The organism is Streptoverticillium olivoreticuli subsp. olivoreticuli (assembly GCF_003391135.1).
GTDB lineage: Bacteria > Actinomycetota > Actinomycetes > Streptomycetales > Streptomycetaceae > Streptomyces > Streptomyces blastmyceticus.
In genome coordinates, this window is record NZ_CP031455.1 from 3521380 (window position 1) to 3536721 (window position 15342).

Genomic DNA, 15342 nt, shown 5'->3' on the forward strand with positions numbered 1-15342 from the left:
CTTTTCCCGCCCGTCAGCGGTCGAAGCTGGCGAAATACGAAGCGGCCATGTCCTCGTCACCATGGCCGCGCTCGGCGGCCCTGCGGAAGCGCTCCGCGCCCGCCGCGGCCACATCCAGCCGCACACCCACCCGCTCCCCCGCGGCCACGATCAGCCGGGCGTCCTTCTCGGCCGTGGTGGTGGCGAAGCTGGGCGGGGTGAACCCGCCATTGAGGATGAGCGCCGCCTTGGCCCGCAGATAGCCCATGTCGAGCGGGCCGCCCTCGACCGCGTCCAGGAAGCCCGCCGGGTCGACGCCGAGCCCTTCGGCCAGGGCGAGCGCCTCCGCGGTGCCGTGGGTGACGGTGAGCACCCAGCTGTTGAGGACGAGCTTGAGCCGGGTGGCCGCGTCGGCAGGGGCGTCGTCGGCCGCCCAGACCGTACGCCCGCCGATGGCGTCGAAGACGGGCGTGACGACCGTACGGGCCGCCGCGGGCCCGGCGGCCAGAACCGTCAGCTTCCCGGCCTCGGCGGGCTGCTTGGTGCCCAGGACCGGGGCGTCGACGAAGACCAGGCCGTGCTCGCCGGCGAAGCCGGTGAGGGCGTCGAAGCCGTCGAGCCCCGCGGTCGTCGACTGGACCCAGACGGTCCCCGGCCGCAGACCGGGCGCCGCGGCCCGCATCACCTCCAGGGCGGCGGGCCCGTCGTGGAGCATGGTGAGGACGACGTCCGCGCCCCGCACGGCGTCCGCGGGGCTGTCGGTGACGCGCACTCCGTCGGCGACGAGCGGCTCGGCCTTCTCCCGGCTGCGGTTCCAGGCGCGTACGTCGAGACCGGCGCGGGCGAGGTTGCGGGCCATGGCGGCGCCCATGATTCCCGTACCGAGAACGGTGACTGAGGTGGTTTCGGTCATGACCCGAAGCTAGGCGCTGGAGCATGCTCGAGCGCAAGAGCGCGCCGTTGCCCGCAGGGGTGCGGGGGCGGAGCCCCCGGTCACACCACCTGGTGGAGCCAGCGGACCGGCGCGCCCTCGCCCGCGTACCGGAACGGCTCCAGCTCGTCGTCCCACGGCTTGCCGAGAAGCTTCGCCACCTCGGCCGCCAGATTGCTCTCGCCCCGGCCGGCGCGCGCGAGCGCGGCCCGCAGCCGGTCCTCGGGGATGAGGATGTCGCCGTGGATGCCGGTGACCGCGTGGAAGATGCCGAGCTCGGGCGTGGAGCTGTAGCGCTCGCCCTCGGCGGTCGCGCACGGCTCGGCGGTCACCTCGAAGCGCAGCAGGTGCCAGCCGCGCAGCGCGGAGGCGAGCTTGGAGGCGGTGCCGACCTGCCCCTGCCAGGAGAATTCCGCACGCCAGGTGCCGGGTGAGGCGGGTTGTCTGATCCAGTCGAGCGTGACGCGGACACCGAGCACGCCCGCCACGGCCCATTCGACGTGCGGGCACAGCGCGCGCGGCGCGGAGTGCACGTAGAGAACTCCACGTGTCGTCACCGGGACCTCCAGTGCGGTTCGAGGTTCGCCTTCCCCAGCGGCCTCGCATCCGTACCGATCCCGCCTGGGACAGCAACAGACATTCTGCCCCAAGGGCCACTCCTGCACCAGCTCGCGAGGTTACCAACAGTAAACACCATCGGGAGCAATTCTCCTGAAAAGGGACAGGATGTGACGTGTTGTCCAAACGGCGATACCGGAGTGCGAACCTGCCGGGGCCCTGCCCGACCACCCCCGGGGAAAAGCTACCGTGCGGTGGCACCCCTCCGGTGACGTACCGTCGGACCCGTACCGATATCCACCCGGCCGGAGGGGACGAAGCCATGCGGAGCAGCGCGGGACGGAAGGTGCGCGGGGCCGTGCGGGCCGCCACGGCCATGGCCGTGGCGGGCCTCCTCGTCACCGGCTGTGACGACGGCAAGGGCGGCTCCGCCGCCGCGGAGCCCGAGGCGCGGCCGAGCGCGAGCCCCGCCCCGGCGTGGAAGACCCGGCCGGAGTCGATCGCCTCCCTCGGCGACTCCATCACCCGCGGCTTCGACGCCTGTTCCCTGCTCTCCGACTGCCCGGAGGCCTCCTGGGCGACCGGCACCCAGGTCGACAGCCTCGCCCGCCGCCTGCTGGCCTCCCCGCAGACGAGCAGCTGGAACCACGCGAGGACCGGCGCCCGGATGTCCGACCTGCCCGCCCAGATGCGGGCCGCCGTCGACAACAAACCGCAGCTGGTCACGGTGTTGCTCGGCGCCAACGACGCGTGCCGCGCCGACGTCGGCGAGATGACGCCGGTGGACACCTTCCGCACGGACTTCGAGCAGTCGGTCAAGGAGCTGCGCACCGCCCTGCCCACGTCCCAGCTGTATGTCGCCGCCATCCCGGACCTGAAGCGGCTGTGGTCGCAGGGGCGGACCAACAGCTATGCCAAGACGGTCTGGAAGCTGGGCGTCTGCCCCTCGATGCTGCGCGACTCCGAGGCCGTGGACGCGGCCTCGGCCGAGCGGCGCGCGCAGGTCGACAAGCGGGTCGGGGAGTACAACGCCGTCCTCGCGGACGTCTGCCGCCGGGACAGGCTCTGCCGCTACGACGCTTCCGTGCACGACTACGGCTTCACGGGCGGGGAGCTGAGCCAGTGGGACTGGTTCCACCCCAGCAAGTCCGGTCAGCGGCAGCTGGCGGAGATGGCGTACCGCACGATCACGGCGGCGCGGCCACCGGCGTGAGCACGTAGCACCGGAGGAGGGGCGGGGCCGGTCAGGTGGCCCCGCCCCGGTCCGGGTCCTGCGGTGTCAGACGGCCGTGCCGTCGATCCGCACGGCCGCGGTCAGCCTGCGGTCGGCGATGCTGCGGCCGGCCTCGGCGGTGTACGTGCCGGGGAGGCGCCGCCAGGCGGCCGCGGCCTCGTCCCACACGTCGAAGGCGCGGGGGTCCAGGGCGATGACCGCCTCCGCCGTCCGTCCCGGCGCCGCCTCAACCGAGGCGAAACCGGCCAGTCGACGAGCCGGGCGCTCCACCTCGCCGCTCCGGGGAACGGCGAGGTAGATCTGGACCACCTCCCGGCCGAACCGCGTGCCGGTGTTGCGCACGCGGACCGTGGCCACCGGGTCATCCGTACCCTCGCTCCGGACTTCCAGCGCCTCGTACGACCAGTCGGTATAGCCCAAGCCATGGCCAAAGGCGTAAGCCGGGACCGCCCGCGCCTTCTCCCAGGCACGGTATCCGATGAACACACCTTCCTCATAAGCAAGTTCACCCTCGCGTGGGTCAACTTCCGTCACCGGGGCGTCCGCGAGGCGGGCCGGCCAGGTGGTGGGGAGCCTGCCGCCCGGCTCGTCGGCCCCCAGGAGCACGTCCGCGAGGGCCGTGCCCGCCTCCTGGCCGGGGAACCAGCCGAGCAGGACGGCGGCGACGCCGTCCCGCCAGGGCAACTCGACGGGGGCGCCGGAGTTCACCACGACGACGGTACGGGGGTTGACGGCGGCGACCCTGGCGACGAGTTCGTCCTGGCGGCCGGGCAGGGCGAGGGTGGTGCGGTCGAAGCCCTCGCTCTCGGCGCGCTCGGTCGTCGCGACGACCACGACGGCGGTGTCGGCGGCGGCCGCGACGGCCACGGCCTCCTCCAGCAACGCGTCCGGATCGCGCCGGGGTTCGCGGTGGAGGAGGGAGAACGCCACAGCATCTATGGGGGTGTTCGCCGGTTTTGTCACGGCGCACACAAGGCTGATATCGACCGTTTTACCCCCTTCCAGGGCCACTTCGCCGCGCGGTACGGGCGCGCCCAGGAATGCCTCGAAGGGGTCGGCGTCCGGGCCGGCGGCCTGGGTGCCGTCGAAGAGGACCCGCCCGTCCACGGTGAGCCGGAACCCGCCGGTCCCCCTGGTGCCGAAGGAGTGCGGACCGCTCTCGCGCGGGGTGAAGGTCCCGGTGGCCTCGACGGTGTGCAGGGCGGCGTGCGTGACACCGTCCGGCAGATCGCCGGCCCACTGCACGGCGCCGTCCGCCATCTCCTCCCGCCCGAGGACCCTGCCACCGGCGTCCCGGCAGACGGCGGCGAGGCTGAATCCCTGTCCCGCGACCATGAGTTCGGCACCGGGCTCGGCTCCGGGCGCGTAGGCGAGGACGCCGTCGGGGAGCGCGGCCCGCAGCCCGTCGAGGGGCGACACCACCCGGGCGGGGAAGACCTGCGCCGAGCCGCCGCCGAGGATCCGGGCGTCCCGCGCGGCGCCGCCGAGGAGGGCGACGCGGCGGGTGCGGGCGGGGTCGACGGGGAGGGCGCGCGCGCCGTCCACGGCCTCGTTGCGTACGAGGACGAAGGAGCGGCGGGCGATCTCCCGGGCGAGCGCCTCGCCGTCGAGGGGCGCGGGTGGCCGGGTGACGGCGGCCGGTGCCCCGTCGAGCACACCGGCGCGCGCCGCGAGCAGCAACACCCGGCGCGCGGCGGCGTCGACGAGCGCCTCCGGCACCTCGCCCGCCCGCACGGCGGCCGCGAGCGCGGGCCCGTAGACCGTGCGCGGCCCGGGCATGGCGATGTCCAGGCCGCCGCGGACGGCCCGTACGGTGTCGCGGGCGGCGAGCCAGTCGGAGACCGTGCAGCCGTCGAAGCCCCACTCCTGGCGCAGGACTTCGTTCTGGAGGTGGTGGTGTTCGGTCATGCTGACGCCGTTGACCCGGTTGTAGGCGGCCATGACGGCCCAGGGCCGGGCGCGTTCGACGATGGCCTCGAAGGGGGCCAGATAGAGCTCGCGCAGGGCGCGTTCGGGGACGCGGTTGTCGACGGTGAACCGCTCGGTCTCGGCGTCGTTGGCGACGAAGTGCTTCACCGTCGCGCCGACGCCGCCGTCCTGCACGCCCAGGACGTAGCCGGTGCCGATCTCCGCCGTCAGATACGGGTCCTCGCTGTACGCCTCGAAGTGCCGCCCGCCGAGCGGTGACCGGTGGAGATTGACGGTGGGCGCGAGCAGCAGGTGCACGCCCTTGCGCCGCGCCTCCTGCGCGAGCACGCGTCCCGCGCGGCGGGCGAGCGCGGGGTCCCAGGTGGCGGCGAGCGCGGTGGGGCTGGGCAGCGCGAGCGAGGGGTCCCCGGCGGTCCACCGCACGCCGCGCACCCCGACCGGCCCGTCCGACATGACGAGCGCCCGGAGCCCGATGCGCGGCATCGCGGGCAGCGTCCACATGCCGTCCCCGGCGAGCAGCCGGGCCTTGTCGTCGAGGCCGAGCGCGCGGAGCGCGGCTTCCACGGCGGGTATGCGGGCTCGGTCGTCGGGCATGGGGCCCTCCTGCTGCGGGTGGCGGGGAGTTGCCGGACGTCCAGGGTCGCCCAGGGGGCGGAAGCTCTCCAGTGGTACGTCTTCAGGAACGGGCCGCCTCGATCAGCGTTCCGATGCCCGCGCACAGCAGCCGTACGCTGCGGACGAATTTCTCGTCCTGGTCGTACGCGGCCGCCGCGGCCACGGTCATGGGGAAGCGCTCGTGGAGGTCGGCGACGTCCTGCGCGTTGACGGGGACGGCGGGGGGGTCGCTCTGTTCCTGGAGCACGTAGCCGGTGATGTGGCTGAGCAGGGTGTCGGCGGCGACGATGAGGTGATCGTCGGGCAGGCCGGCGCCGTCCAGGGTGTGCAGCACCCGTTCCATGATCGACAGCGCTCCGGCGCTGAGCACCTTCGGGCTGTCGGCGAACATGGTGGCCCCGCCCGCGTGCCGCAGGAGGACCTGCCGCAGGGGCACGGCCTGGGCCTCGATCTCGTCGCGCCAGTCGGCCTGTCCGGGCAGTGCGGCCAGTGCGGCGCTGCCCGCGTCGTACGCCTGCCGGGAGACCCGGTCCGCCATCAGCTGGAGCAGCGCGCTCTTGCTGGGCACGTGGTAGTAGAGGCTCCCGGCGTGTGCTCCGAGGCGCTCCGCCACCTGTCGCATGGACAACCCGTGGTATCCGGACTCGGCGAACACGGCCATGCCCGCGTCGATGATCCGGTCTGCGGTCAGCTTCATGGAGCTCAGCCTAGCGGCAATTTTCAAACAGTGTTTGAATCCTGTCGTGGGCCCGGCTAATGTCGTGTCCAGCACAATCCACACGGAGTTCGAGGGGGGCTGGTGGCGATGGGCGCACTGCTGTTCAACGTGACCACGGCGGCACTGATGGTTCTGATGCTCAACGGGGGTCTGGCCCTCGTCGGGCAGGACACCGTGGCCCGGCGCCGGGTCCCCCGGGCCGCGGTCGGGCTGACCGGGATCGCGCTCGCCGGAGTCGTGACACAGCTCTGCTGGTCGGGCGCGATGGACGCCTTCGACAGCGACCCGGCCGAGTCCGGCTGGTGGCGCGTCGTCACCTCGGTCTTCATGCAGAACGGCGGGCTGCTCGGCGGGGCGTGGAACATCGCCACCCTCGCCGTCGTCGCCGCCCTCGCGGAGTGGTTCTGGGGCGGCCCCCTGATGGTGGGCCTGTTCGCCGCGGGCATCCTCCTGCCGGAGCACATCGACGCGCTCTTCGGGCAGACCGGCGGCAGCACCGACCCCCGCAACTTCGCCGGGAGTTCGGGGGCGACGTACTTCCTCGCCGCGACCCTGGCCGCCGCCCTCCTGCTGCGCGGCGGCGAGCGGAAGAACATGCTGCTCGCCATCGGCGCGCCCGTGCTCGGCCTGGCCATGTGGTTCGCCCAGGACAACGGGCACGGCATGGTGACGGCGTACGGCTTCGTCCTCGGTCTCCTGGCCCACTCCCTGGCCGGCCGCCTGATCCACCCCGACCGCGACCTCAGGCAGCCCCCGCGGACGACCATGGCCTCCCTGGCCGGGCTCGTCGGCAGGCGGCCGCGCCAGGCCGACTAGTCACCGGCCGCATCACCCGAGCCCAGCACCGAAGTTCAGCACCGAGTCAACTCTGGGGGAGACGTCATGCCCGAGAACGTGTACCAGGAAGTGTCGAAGGTCGTGGACGAGGAGGTGGCGAAGCTCATGGACCGCACCAGCCGCGAGGTGGACCGCGTCGTGAACCGCGCACTGGGCGTGGCCGCCCCCAAGGGCTTCGACACCGCCCACTGGCAGGCCCGGCTCGACGAGCTCCTCGCCGCCCACCGCATCCCCGGCGCCGTGCTGGCCGTCCTGGCCGACGGGGAGATCCACGAGCTGGCGAGCGGCATCCTGCACACGCGGACCGGCGTCGAGGCGACCACCGACTCGGTGTTCCAGATCGGCTCGATCAGCAAGGGCTACACCGCGGCCCTCGCGGTGCTGCTCGCGGACGCCGGGAAGTTCGACCTGGACGCGCCCGTCGTGGACGTCCTGCCGGACTTCGCCGTCGCCGACGCGGAGGCGTCCCGTACGGTCACGCCGCGCCAGCTGCTCAACCACACCAGCGGCATCGAGGGCGACTTCGCCCATGACAGCGGCCGCGGCGACGACTGCCTGGCCCGCTACGTCGAGGCCGCGCGGAACATCGGGATGACCAACCCGCCCGGCGCCACCATGTCCTACTCCGGCACCGCCTACAACATCCTCGGCCGGATCGTCGAGGTCGTCACCGGCAAGACCTGGGACGAGGCGCTCAAGGAGCTGCTCCTCACCCCGCTCGGGCTCGACCGCACGATGACCCTGCCCGAGGAAGTGCTGCGCTTCCGGGCCGCGATGGGACACATGGGCGACCCCGGCGAGGACCCGGTCCCCACCCCGATGTGGAACATGCTGCCCCGTTCCGCCGGCCCCTACGGCGGGATCAGCGCCACCGCCGCCGACGTCGTCCGCTTCGCCCGGATGTTCGTCGACGGCGGCACGGCGGCGGACGGCACCCAAGTGCTCTCCCCCGCGGCCGTGGAGGCCATGCTGAACCGCGAGGTCGAGATGCCCGACCAGTGGTTCCTCGGCGCCCACTGGGGCCTGGGCTGGGGCCTGTTCGAGTGGGACGGCGCGCGCGGCTTCGGCCACGACGGCAGCACATTCGGGCAGCTCGCCTATCTGCGCGCCATCCCCGAGAAGGGCCTCGCCATCGCCCTCCTGACCAACGGCGGCGGCGCCGCGCCCAAGGTCTACGAGACGCTCTGCCGCGAACTGACCGCCGAGCTCGCCGGGGTGACCATGCCCGCGTTCGGGCCGCCCGAGCAGCCGCCCACCGTGCGGACGGAGCCGTTCACCGGCGCGTACCGGCGCGAGGGCTTCCTCATGACCATCACCGACCGCCCCTCCGACGAGGGCGTCCTCCAGCTGACGTACGAAGGCGCCGACGGTCTGGCGGGCACCTTCGACCCCCTCGTCTGGCACCTGACCCCGGTCTCGGCCACCCCGGCGAAGACGGTCTTCGCGGGCCGCCGCAACGCGAAGGACGGCTGGATCCCGGTGGTCTTCTACGCGCTGGCCGACGGCAGCCGCTACGTCCACTTCGGCGTTCGGGCCACGGCGAAGTCCTGATCCGCGACCGGGGATACCCCCGGACCCCGGAGCGGCTGCGCCGCTCGACCTCAAACGCCGGACGGACTGGATCCCCTGGGGGGCCGGGGGTCTCCCCCGGTTTCGGGAAGGGACGAGAACCGCGCTGCTGCAATGATCATCCGGCCATCATGGCCGAATCGCGCCGCCCGCGGCCACCGCGATCACGGACCGGGTCTGCGCGATGATCGCGAGCCGGTTCCGTACGAATTCGGGGTCGCTGACCCGCCCGTTCGCCGGGTCGGTGTTGCCCGCGCCGAACTCCAGCACCGGCGTGTGCAGATGACCGCCCGGCACCCGCAGCCGTACCGCGTCGCGGAGCAGCGTCGCGCGGTAGGCGATCTCGTTGGAGAGGTAGTCGCCCCCGCCGCCCTCGCGGGCCGTGGACCCGGGCGTCGGCCCGTCCGGCCGTACGACGGGGGCCGTGCCGCCTGCCGGGATCTCGGTGACGGCGGTGTGGTCGTACACCGGGTACGGCCCGGTCCGCGCCGCCGTGATCGCGGCGTACGGCAGGGTCGTCGACGTCCACTGCGGCTGCGGGCGCACGGTGGGGACGCCGGGCGGTACGGGCACGGTCTCCGTACGGGAGACACCGGCGTTGTCGGGGTGGCCGCCGCGCCACGCGCCGTTGCTGCGCTCGACGTCGAAGCGGCCCGGCCGGCCCTGGCTGATGGTGGTGAAGAGGTCCACGCGGCGCGGACCGGGCCGGAAGTACGGCAGCAGCGTCCGCTCGACCGTGCCGTCCGCGAAGTCCGCCCAGCGCACCGGGAAGACGACCGCCTCGACGCGCGCCGGGCCGTCGGCGGTCCGGATCGTCGTGCCGTCGAGGGCGAGCGCCGCCGCGCCGGAGGGGTTGGAGCGCCGTGCGTCGGCGTCCAGTTGGAACGGGTCGAAGCCGGTGATCAGTACGCGCTTCACGCCGGGCCCCGGCGGCAGGTCGATCGAGTCCTGGCCGCGCGAGGACCGTTCCACCTTTTCGATCAGCTCCGTGCGCTGCTTTCCGGACAGTGGGAAGGCAGGCTTCCATTCCCGGAGCGTCCGCGTCATGCCCAGCCGCGCCCAGTACAGCGGCCGGTCGTCGTCCCGGCTCAGCCCGCCCCCGGCCGGGCCCCGCCCCTGCGCCCGGTCCACGGCGCGCCGCCACAGCCGCCGCCCGTCGCGTACGGCCACGCGCTCGGCCTGCGCGGGCGTACGGGCGGCCGTCAGGTCGCGGCCGAAACCGGGTGCCACATCGGCGAACCCGCCGAGCCGCAGGATCTCCTGCGGCACGGGACCGGGGAGCCGCCGCTCCTCGGCCGTGACCTGAGGGGCGGCAGCGGGGGCCGCGAGGGCGGGGAACGGGGTCGCCGCGCAGACCAGCAGCGCGGCTCCCAGGGACATCAGGACTTTCCCATTGGGTCTCATGGGCCAGAACACAACCACTGCGCGGGCATGGGCGGTAGTGGGGAGACAACTGGCCACACCTACCGGCGATTTCAGGCCACAATTGACGGATGCGAATAGCCGAGTACGTCGCCGTGCCGCCGCTCTTCGATACGGGCAGCGGCCAAGGAGTCCGTCAGTTCGTGGAGCTGGGCATCGCCCTGCTCCTCTCCTCCCTCGTCGGGCTGGAACGCGAGTTGCAGCAGAAAAGCGCCGGGCTGCGCACCCACACCCTCGTCGGCGTGGGCAGCGCGCTGTTCATGGAGGTCTCGATCCACGGCTTCAACGCCGTGGCCGGGGTCCCCGGCGTCGGCCTCGACCCGTCCCGCGTCGCCGCGCAGATCGTCTCCGGCATCGGCTTCATCGGCGGCGGCCTCATCTTCGTCCGCCGCGACGCCGTACGCGGCCTCACCACCGCGGCCACCATCTGGCTGACCTGCGCCGTCGGCATGGCCTGCGGCGGCGGGCTCCCACTGCTCGGCGTCGCCGCGACCGTCGTGCACTTCCTCGTCGTCCGCGGCTTCCCGGTGATGACGAAGCGGATGTCGGTCGCCCCCGACGTCGGCCCGGTCGAGCTCCGCCTCTCCTACCGCACGCGCCGCGGCCTGCTGGGCCGCGTCCTGGAGCTGTGCACCAAGCGCGGCTTCCGCGTCACCGACGTCCACGTCGAGGCGGAGGCCGAGGACCGCGGCGACCACCGCGAACGCGGCAAGATCAAGGAGGCCGGCGTCGTCCTGAGCCTGGAGGGCAAGGGCTCCGCGCTCCCCCTGGTAGAGGAACTGACCCACTGGGAAGGCGTCCTGGGCGTGGGCCTGCGCTCCCACCCCGACAGCACGGAATAAGCCGTACGCGCCCGTCCCGGCGGGGCGGGCGCGACGCCTCAGCAGAGCCGCTGCGCGTAGGAAGCGGCCCCGGCGCGCGGGATGTCGGCCCACACACGCGTACCCTCACTGGTCTCCCCCGGCTCCGAGAGCCCCCACGTCCCCTCGCACTCGCGCACGACACAGCCGAGGAGCAGCAGCAGTCGCGTGCGGTGGGACACACAGGTCTTGGTGTCGTCGGGGTCGTGGTGCGTGCGGGGGTGGGGGTCCCAGACGATGGTACGGAGGCTGTCGTCGCGCCAACGGAGCGAGATGTAGAGGGACTGACTCGGGGCGAAGTGCGCTGCGGCGGCGGTGAGTTCACCGACGATCTGCAGCGCGGGAACCTCGATGTCCTTGAGCCCGTGGGCTCGCAGTGACGTACGGGCGTTGTCGCGCGCGATCCCGACGGCTTCGGGCTCACCGGGGACGGTGAAGCTGTACGCGAGCTTTTCGTGTGGCAGTGGGGGGTGCGCCGCCTTGGGGGCGGGCTGGAGGATGAGGGGGCAGAGGCCGATGGGCATGCGGCGGCTCCGGGGGTGGGGTGTTTGGGTGTTGGGCAGCGCGCGCTTCCGGCTGAATGCCGTGCGCCAGTGGTGCGCTACCGAAGCTAGCGAGCAACGTGACACGAGTACCACCTTCTCGGTGGGCATTGCCTCTATAGAGTGAAGAGCGGCCGCATGTGTACGGCACCCCACTCGGACGCTGTAGGAAGAGTGCATGCCACCCAGGACCATGCCGACCGAACGACAGAAGCGGCTGGGCGCCGAACTGCGCAAGATGCGTACGGCTGCCGGAGCTTCGACGGACTACGCCGCCAGACTGCTCGGTATCGACCGCACCAAGATCTCCAACATCGAGTCCGGCGTGCGCGTGATCGCACCTGATCGTCTTCGCACGCTTGCCTGCAACTACGCATGCACCGACGAGGAATACCTCAGCGCGCTGGAAGTCATGGCCACAGAGCGCCACCGTGGTTGGTGGGAGGACTTTCGGGGCACCTTGCCCCCGGGGCTCCTGGACATCGCGGAGCTGGAGTGGCACGCGACCCGAGTGCGCACCTCACAGGTGACACACCTCCCCGGGCTGCTCCAGACCGAGGAGTACGCCCGGTCGATCTTCGGGGCAGTTCTCCCACCGATGCCAAGACTGGAGGTCGAGCTCCGCGTGGCACACCGGATGCAACGACAGCAAGTCCTGGAAGGAGACAAGTCGCTGGACTACTTGGGGTACGTCCACGAGGCGGCGCTACGGATGCAGTTCGGAGGCCGCAAGGTCACCCGCGACCAGCTGAACCACCTGCTGCTCATGTCCGAGCGGGAAAACGTCGCGCTCCACGTGCTGCCCGTCGAAACGGGAGCGTTCCCCGGCGCGGGACACGCGATGCTGTACGCCGAGGGTCCCGTACCACAACTTGATGCCGTACAGCTCGATTTGGCGGGTGGCCCGTCCTTCCTGCACGCGGATTCACAGCTCGCGCGATATCGCGTACACCTGGACTGGATGGAGCACGCCGCTCTGGACCCCGTGCGATCACGTGACTTCATTCGCACCGTCACTCACGATCTCTGATGAAGGTAACGATGGACCACATAGCCTGGGAAGAGCCGTTCTGCGGAGACGGAAACAACTGCTTCCGAATAGGTATCGACGGCGTCGGCAACGCGTACATCGCCATCAACGGCGCCGAGGACCACTACCTCACAGACACCCGCGAAGCGCTCCGCACGCTCATCCGCGACATCAAGGCCGGCAAGGCCGATCACCTGCTGTAGGCCGTACCAAGATCGCGCACCCCACTAAAGTGCCCATCGAGGGTGCCCGGCTCGCGGTGGGTGGGCACCCTAACCCCGAACCGATGCTGCACAAGCCCCCACTTCAGCCGAGGTGGGGGCTCATTCACACCCCGAGCGCGGGGCGTACCAAGGTCAGGACTCGGCTGGCCAGAACTGGAACAGCCAGCGCTCCACGCCATGGACGGGCCCAACGTCAGTGGTTTGGCGAAGAACCTCATCACGGCCAGTCGCTGCGACACGCACCCGCCAGAGGCCAGGCTCACCCAAGGTGATGACGTCCGGGGCGCGCTCCATACTCCAGACCGCGAGCTCGCCGCTGACCGATTCGAGCGTCGCCTCGGCCACCTCATCCCACGCTTGAGGTTTCAGCTCCGCTTCCGCGTCCCAGACCTCTACCTTCACAGATGCCCTGTGAGTGTGGCCGGCACTGCCCAAGTCGAGCCGCATCGGGAACGCCTTGAGGAAGACACCGCCTTCAGCCCCATCCGGATACGGAATGGGGACCCGCGTATCGTAAGACTCCTGAATGCAGAAGTTGTTATAGGTCACCATGACGTCGAGCTCTTGTTCGCGCTGCAAGTTCCCCATCTTCCTCTTCTTCGTGACGCTGCCCCGGGTCGGCACGGTCGGCAGCCCAACCGTAGCGGGGCCCGGTCGCCTACAGCCGGGAAATGCATGACGGCACCCCCGAACCGTTCCAGGAGTATCAACGCATCGCGATCGCCGAGTCAGTGCCCTTCGAGGAGTATGTGACTCGATGAATCGGCCAGCAACCTTTCATCGCGTGCGTCCGCGGGTGTCAGCGGGAAAATCGGTGATCGCGCCACCGTCTGCGCAGGATGAAGAAAACCACCAGAGCGATCGCCCGCCGTCGCGGTAGCCGCCCCGTCCTGGCCCCGGCCGTTCCCGGCGGAGAGATCGGGGCCCTTTCGTCGTTTGGGCCAAGGTCCCAGCCGGCCGGGTGCAGGCCATGCATCGCAACGGAGTTGGCCCCCTTCAGCCCGTAGGCGCATACGTCCTCTTGCGCTGCTCGGCCGTAGGAGCGATGGTCGTGCAATCGAGCGCAATCGGATCGGCACAGGGAGTGGGCATGAGGTTGCGTTTCCTGGGGATCGTCCCGAACACGCCCGGCAACGAGTCTCCGACGGTATGGCTGGACGAGGACAGCGGGGATCTGCTGATCCAGTCCTACAAAGCCACTGAGGCGGAAGTGAAGGCGTGCCAGGAGATCGGCTCCATCCCCGGTCACGGGACGGACGTTCCTGACCACGAGACGATCATCCGTCTGCCCAAGGTCATGTTGCAGTACATCCCCCAGCCGGACAGCGAGGAGAGCAGTGCCCGCAACACTTGAGGACGAGTGGTCCGGCGTCACCCGGAGCGCTGTCCACCTGGAGATGAGGGACAGCTACATTCGGGACGATCCGGGGTTCATCGCCTGGCAGCAAGGGCGGACCGCCGAAGCGGTGGCCAAGTACCAGGCGTGGACTGAGCTGATGAAGCAGGCGACAGCACGAGGGGTGGTGGTACGCCGTGCTCGTATCGTGAGCGAACCGCTGTCGGACTATTGCCGGTTCGAGTACGACGTGACCGGCCCGGTGAACCTCGCTGGTGGCGAACAGGTGCGCTGGCTGCCCCGCCGTCGCGCCTCTGACATTGCCCTGCCCGGTAACGACTTCTGGGTGTTCGACGGTGCGCACGGGAAGTTCAATCACTTCACGGGTGAGGGTTCCTCCGCTGGTCCGGAACCCTTTGATGACCCCGGCGTGGTGAAGCTGTGCGCCGACGCGTTCGAGGCCGTGTGGGAGCGGGCTACTCCGCATGAGGGGTATCGGCCCGTCTGAGTCATGGCAGCTTCGTCATCGTCCAACGTCCAAGCGGCCCGGCAGGCTCTTGCGGATCGTCTTCGCGAGCTGTGCCGGGACGCCGGGATGGAGGGCAAACAGCTTGCAGCGGCGTGCGGTTGGCACCCTTCCAAGGTGTCTCGGATCTCGACAGCGAAGACCACCCCGTCCGCCGACGACATTCGGGTGTGGTGTCAGGCTTGCGGTCGCGAGGACCAGACGGACGACCTGATCGCCTCTCTGCGTGCTGTCGAGGGAATGTGGGTGCAGTGGCACCGCATGGAGCGCACAGGGCTGCGACGCGCCCAGGAGTCCGTTCTTCCGCTGTACGAGCGCACCTCTCGTTTCCGCGCCTACTCGCCGAACTTCGTGCCCGGCCTGGTCCAGACGTCCGGGTACACGGAAGACGTTCTGCGCGCCGTCCAGCGAAGACGGGTTGCCATCGATGATGTGGCCGATGCCGTGGCCGTGCGCATGGACCGCCAACGCGTCCTTCACGAGGGGCAACGGCTCTTCGCGTTCCTGGTCGAAGAGTCCGTGTTGCGTAACGGCCTGGGCGACGCCGACACGCAGGCTGAACAGCTCGAACATCTGGTCTCTGTCGGCGCACTGCCCAACGTCAGCGTTGGTGTGATCCCGGCGCGGGTGGGGCGCGCGCGTATGCCCGTAGAGGGCTTCTGGATCTACGACGCGGCACAGGTCAACGTAGAGCTTGTCTCCGGGTACCTGACGCTGACGCAGCCCAGCGAGGTGAAGGCATACGCGGACACGTTCGCCATGCTGGCCGACATGGCGGTCTACGGGGCCAAAGCCCGTGGGCTGATCACGGCGGCTATGAGCAGGCTCCGCTGATTGGCGTGCAATTCCGTGGAATCGGATATCTGCCGACGTTCCACAGTCCCTAACGTCTCCTCATGACCACGGAAATCGAATCAGCCCCCTCAGTGACGAACCGTCCGTGTACCTGGGAACGGTGTCGTTGCCGACGGCCAAGAAGCTGATCGACGCCCTGATCTACGCGGAGTCGGCGAAACGGAGCGCGCCCGAGCG

General features: G+C 70.8%; 16 protein-coding genes. 9 read left to right on the forward strand and 7 right to left on the reverse strand.

All coding sequences use genetic code 11. The features are described 5' to 3' along the window. Positions 1-13 precede the first annotated feature (13 nt). Complete coding sequence (locus DXZ73_RS15010) at positions 14-892, reverse strand: NAD(P)-dependent oxidoreductase (RefSeq protein WP_116211497.1); 879 nt, start codon at positions 890-892, stop codon at positions 14-16. Positions 893-972: 80 nt separating this feature from the next. Further along, the gene (locus DXZ73_RS15015) at positions 973-1467 is read right to left on the reverse strand and encodes a DUF3145 domain-containing protein (RefSeq protein ID WP_116211498.1); all 495 of its coding nucleotides are present in this window, start codon (positions 1465-1467) and stop codon (positions 973-975) included. 323 nt (positions 1468-1790) lie between these two features. Here DXZ73_RS15015 and DXZ73_RS15020 point away from each other — a divergent pair, with 323 nt between their 5' ends. Further along, positions 1791-2681 carry an SGNH/GDSL hydrolase family protein gene (locus DXZ73_RS15020; RefSeq protein WP_116211499.1) on the forward strand — a complete coding sequence of 297 codons (891 nt, stop codon included), beginning with the start codon at positions 1791-1793 and terminating at the stop codon, positions 2679-2681. Positions 2682-2747: 66 nt separating this feature from the next. Here the strand turns inward: DXZ73_RS15020 and DXZ73_RS15025 are convergent, their stop codons facing one another. Together DXZ73_RS15025 and DXZ73_RS15030 are read right to left on the reverse strand one after the other, a co-directional pair. Continuing rightward, on the reverse strand, positions 2748-5225 hold the full coding sequence (locus tag DXZ73_RS15025; protein ID WP_116211500.1) for a glycoside hydrolase family 3 protein: 2478 nt from the start codon (positions 5223-5225) through the stop codon (positions 2748-2750). Positions 5226-5307: 82 nt separating this feature from the next. Further along, positions 5308-5943: a TetR/AcrR family transcriptional regulator gene (locus tag DXZ73_RS15030; protein WP_116211501.1), complete on the reverse strand. Its 636-nt coding sequence runs from the start codon at positions 5941-5943 to the stop codon at positions 5308-5310. Between the two features lie 108 nt (positions 5944-6051). On the opposite strand from DXZ73_RS15030, the gene DXZ73_RS15035 reads away from it, so the two are divergent. Both DXZ73_RS15035 and DXZ73_RS15040 read left to right on the forward strand, forming a co-directional pair. Beyond that, positions 6052-6780, forward strand: a complete 729-nt coding sequence (locus tag DXZ73_RS15035; RefSeq protein ID WP_116211502.1) for a hypothetical protein — start codon at positions 6052-6054, stop codon at positions 6778-6780. Between the two features lie 66 nt (positions 6781-6846). Continuing rightward, on the forward strand, positions 6847-8352 hold the full coding sequence (locus DXZ73_RS15040) for a serine hydrolase domain-containing protein (RefSeq protein ID WP_240351350.1): 1506 nt from the start codon (positions 6847-6849) through the stop codon (positions 8350-8352). 147 nt (positions 8353-8499) lie between these two features. Here DXZ73_RS15040 and DXZ73_RS15045 read toward each other — a convergent pair whose 3' ends face one another. Beyond that, positions 8500-9774 (reverse strand): pyroglutamyl peptidase, encoded by a 1275-nt coding sequence (locus DXZ73_RS15045; protein WP_116211503.1) that lies wholly within the window; start codon positions 9772-9774, stop codon positions 8500-8502. An 89-nt stretch (positions 9775-9863) separates the two neighbouring features. Here DXZ73_RS15045 and DXZ73_RS15050 point away from each other — a divergent pair, with 89 nt between their 5' ends. Beyond that, entirely contained in the window at positions 9864-10634 is a 771-nt protein-coding gene (locus DXZ73_RS15050) for an MgtC/SapB family protein (RefSeq protein WP_116211504.1), read from the forward strand. A 38-nt stretch (positions 10635-10672) separates the two neighbouring features. Here the strand turns inward: DXZ73_RS15050 and DXZ73_RS15055 are convergent, their stop codons facing one another. Then, entirely contained in the window at positions 10673-11176 is a 504-nt protein-coding gene (locus DXZ73_RS15055; protein WP_116211505.1) for an ATP-binding protein, read from the reverse strand. A 196-nt stretch (positions 11177-11372) separates the two neighbouring features. On the opposite strand from DXZ73_RS15055, the gene DXZ73_RS15060 reads away from it, so the two are divergent. Together DXZ73_RS15060 and DXZ73_RS15065 are read left to right on the forward strand one after the other, a co-directional pair. Next, positions 11373-12224: a helix-turn-helix domain-containing protein gene (locus tag DXZ73_RS15060; protein WP_116211506.1), complete on the forward strand. Its 852-nt coding sequence runs from the start codon at positions 11373-11375 to the stop codon at positions 12222-12224. A gap of 11 nt (positions 12225-12235) precedes the next feature. Further along, entirely contained in the window at positions 12236-12427 is a 192-nt protein-coding gene (locus DXZ73_RS15065; RefSeq protein ID WP_116211507.1) for a hypothetical protein, read from the forward strand. 153 nt (positions 12428-12580) lie between these two features. On the opposite strand, the gene DXZ73_RS15070 is transcribed toward DXZ73_RS15065, so the two are convergent. Next, entirely contained in the window at positions 12581-13036 is a 456-nt protein-coding gene (locus DXZ73_RS15070; RefSeq protein ID WP_116211508.1) for a hypothetical protein, read from the reverse strand. A 502-nt stretch (positions 13037-13538) separates the two neighbouring features. Between DXZ73_RS15070 and DXZ73_RS15075 the strand changes: the two genes are divergently transcribed. The 3 genes from DXZ73_RS15075 to DXZ73_RS15085 are packed head-to-tail and all read left to right on the forward strand — an operon-like array spanning position 13539 to position 15144. Then, on the forward strand, positions 13539-13802 hold the full coding sequence (locus DXZ73_RS15075) for a hypothetical protein (protein WP_116211509.1): 264 nt from the start codon (positions 13539-13541) through the stop codon (positions 13800-13802). Next, the gene (locus tag DXZ73_RS15080; RefSeq protein WP_116211510.1) at positions 13786-14292 is read left to right on the forward strand and encodes a DUF6879 family protein; all 507 of its coding nucleotides are present in this window, start codon (positions 13786-13788) and stop codon (positions 14290-14292) included. The genes DXZ73_RS15075 and DXZ73_RS15080 overlap by 17 nt, the downstream gene beginning before the upstream one ends. Positions 14293-14295: 3 nt before the next feature. Next, on the forward strand, positions 14296-15144 hold the full coding sequence (locus DXZ73_RS15085) for a helix-turn-helix domain-containing protein (protein ID WP_116211511.1): 849 nt from the start codon (positions 14296-14298) through the stop codon (positions 15142-15144). The last annotated feature ends 198 nt before the right edge of the window (positions 15145-15342 follow it).

What these genes read in the sequence shown, in the direction of transcription:
- DXZ73_RS15010 (WP_116211497.1), bottom strand. Translation starts at nt 892, where the DNA reads ATGACCGAAACCACCTCAGTCACCGTTCTCGGTACGGGAATCATGGGC.
- DXZ73_RS15020 (WP_116211499.1), top strand. Translation starts at nt 1,791, where the DNA reads ATGCGGAGCAGCGCGGGACGGAAGGTGCGCGGGGCCGTGCGGGCCGCC.
- DXZ73_RS15025 (WP_116211500.1), bottom strand. Translation starts at nt 5,225, where the DNA reads ATGCCCGACGACCGAGCCCGCATACCCGCCGTGGAAGCCGCGCTCCGC.
- DXZ73_RS15030 (WP_116211501.1), bottom strand. Translation starts at nt 5,943, where the DNA reads ATGAAGCTGACCGCAGACCGGATCATCGACGCGGGCATGGCCGTGTTC.
- DXZ73_RS15035 (WP_116211502.1), top strand. Translation starts at nt 6,052, where the DNA reads ATGGGCGCACTGCTGTTCAACGTGACCACGGCGGCACTGATGGTTCTG.
- DXZ73_RS15040 (WP_240351350.1), top strand. Translation starts at nt 6,847, where the DNA reads ATGCCCGAGAACGTGTACCAGGAAGTGTCGAAGGTCGTGGACGAGGAG.
- DXZ73_RS15045 (WP_116211503.1), bottom strand. Translation starts at nt 9,774, where the DNA reads ATGAGACCCAATGGGAAAGTCCTGATGTCCCTGGGAGCCGCGCTGCTG.
- DXZ73_RS15050 (WP_116211504.1), top strand. Translation starts at nt 9,864, where the DNA reads ATGCGAATAGCCGAGTACGTCGCCGTGCCGCCGCTCTTCGATACGGGC.
- DXZ73_RS15055 (WP_116211505.1), bottom strand. Translation starts at nt 11,176, where the DNA reads ATGCCCATCGGCCTCTGCCCCCTCATCCTCCAGCCCGCCCCCAAGGCG.
- DXZ73_RS15060 (WP_116211506.1), top strand. Translation starts at nt 11,373, where the DNA reads ATGCCACCCAGGACCATGCCGACCGAACGACAGAAGCGGCTGGGCGCC.
- DXZ73_RS15065 (WP_116211507.1), top strand. Translation starts at nt 12,236, where the DNA reads ATGGACCACATAGCCTGGGAAGAGCCGTTCTGCGGAGACGGAAACAAC.
- DXZ73_RS15070 (WP_116211508.1), bottom strand. Translation starts at nt 13,036, where the DNA reads ATGGGGAACTTGCAGCGCGAACAAGAGCTCGACGTCATGGTGACCTAT.
- DXZ73_RS15075 (WP_116211509.1), top strand. Translation starts at nt 13,539, where the DNA reads ATGAGGTTGCGTTTCCTGGGGATCGTCCCGAACACGCCCGGCAACGAG.
- DXZ73_RS15085 (WP_116211511.1), top strand. Translation starts at nt 14,296, where the DNA reads ATGGCAGCTTCGTCATCGTCCAACGTCCAAGCGGCCCGGCAGGCTCTT.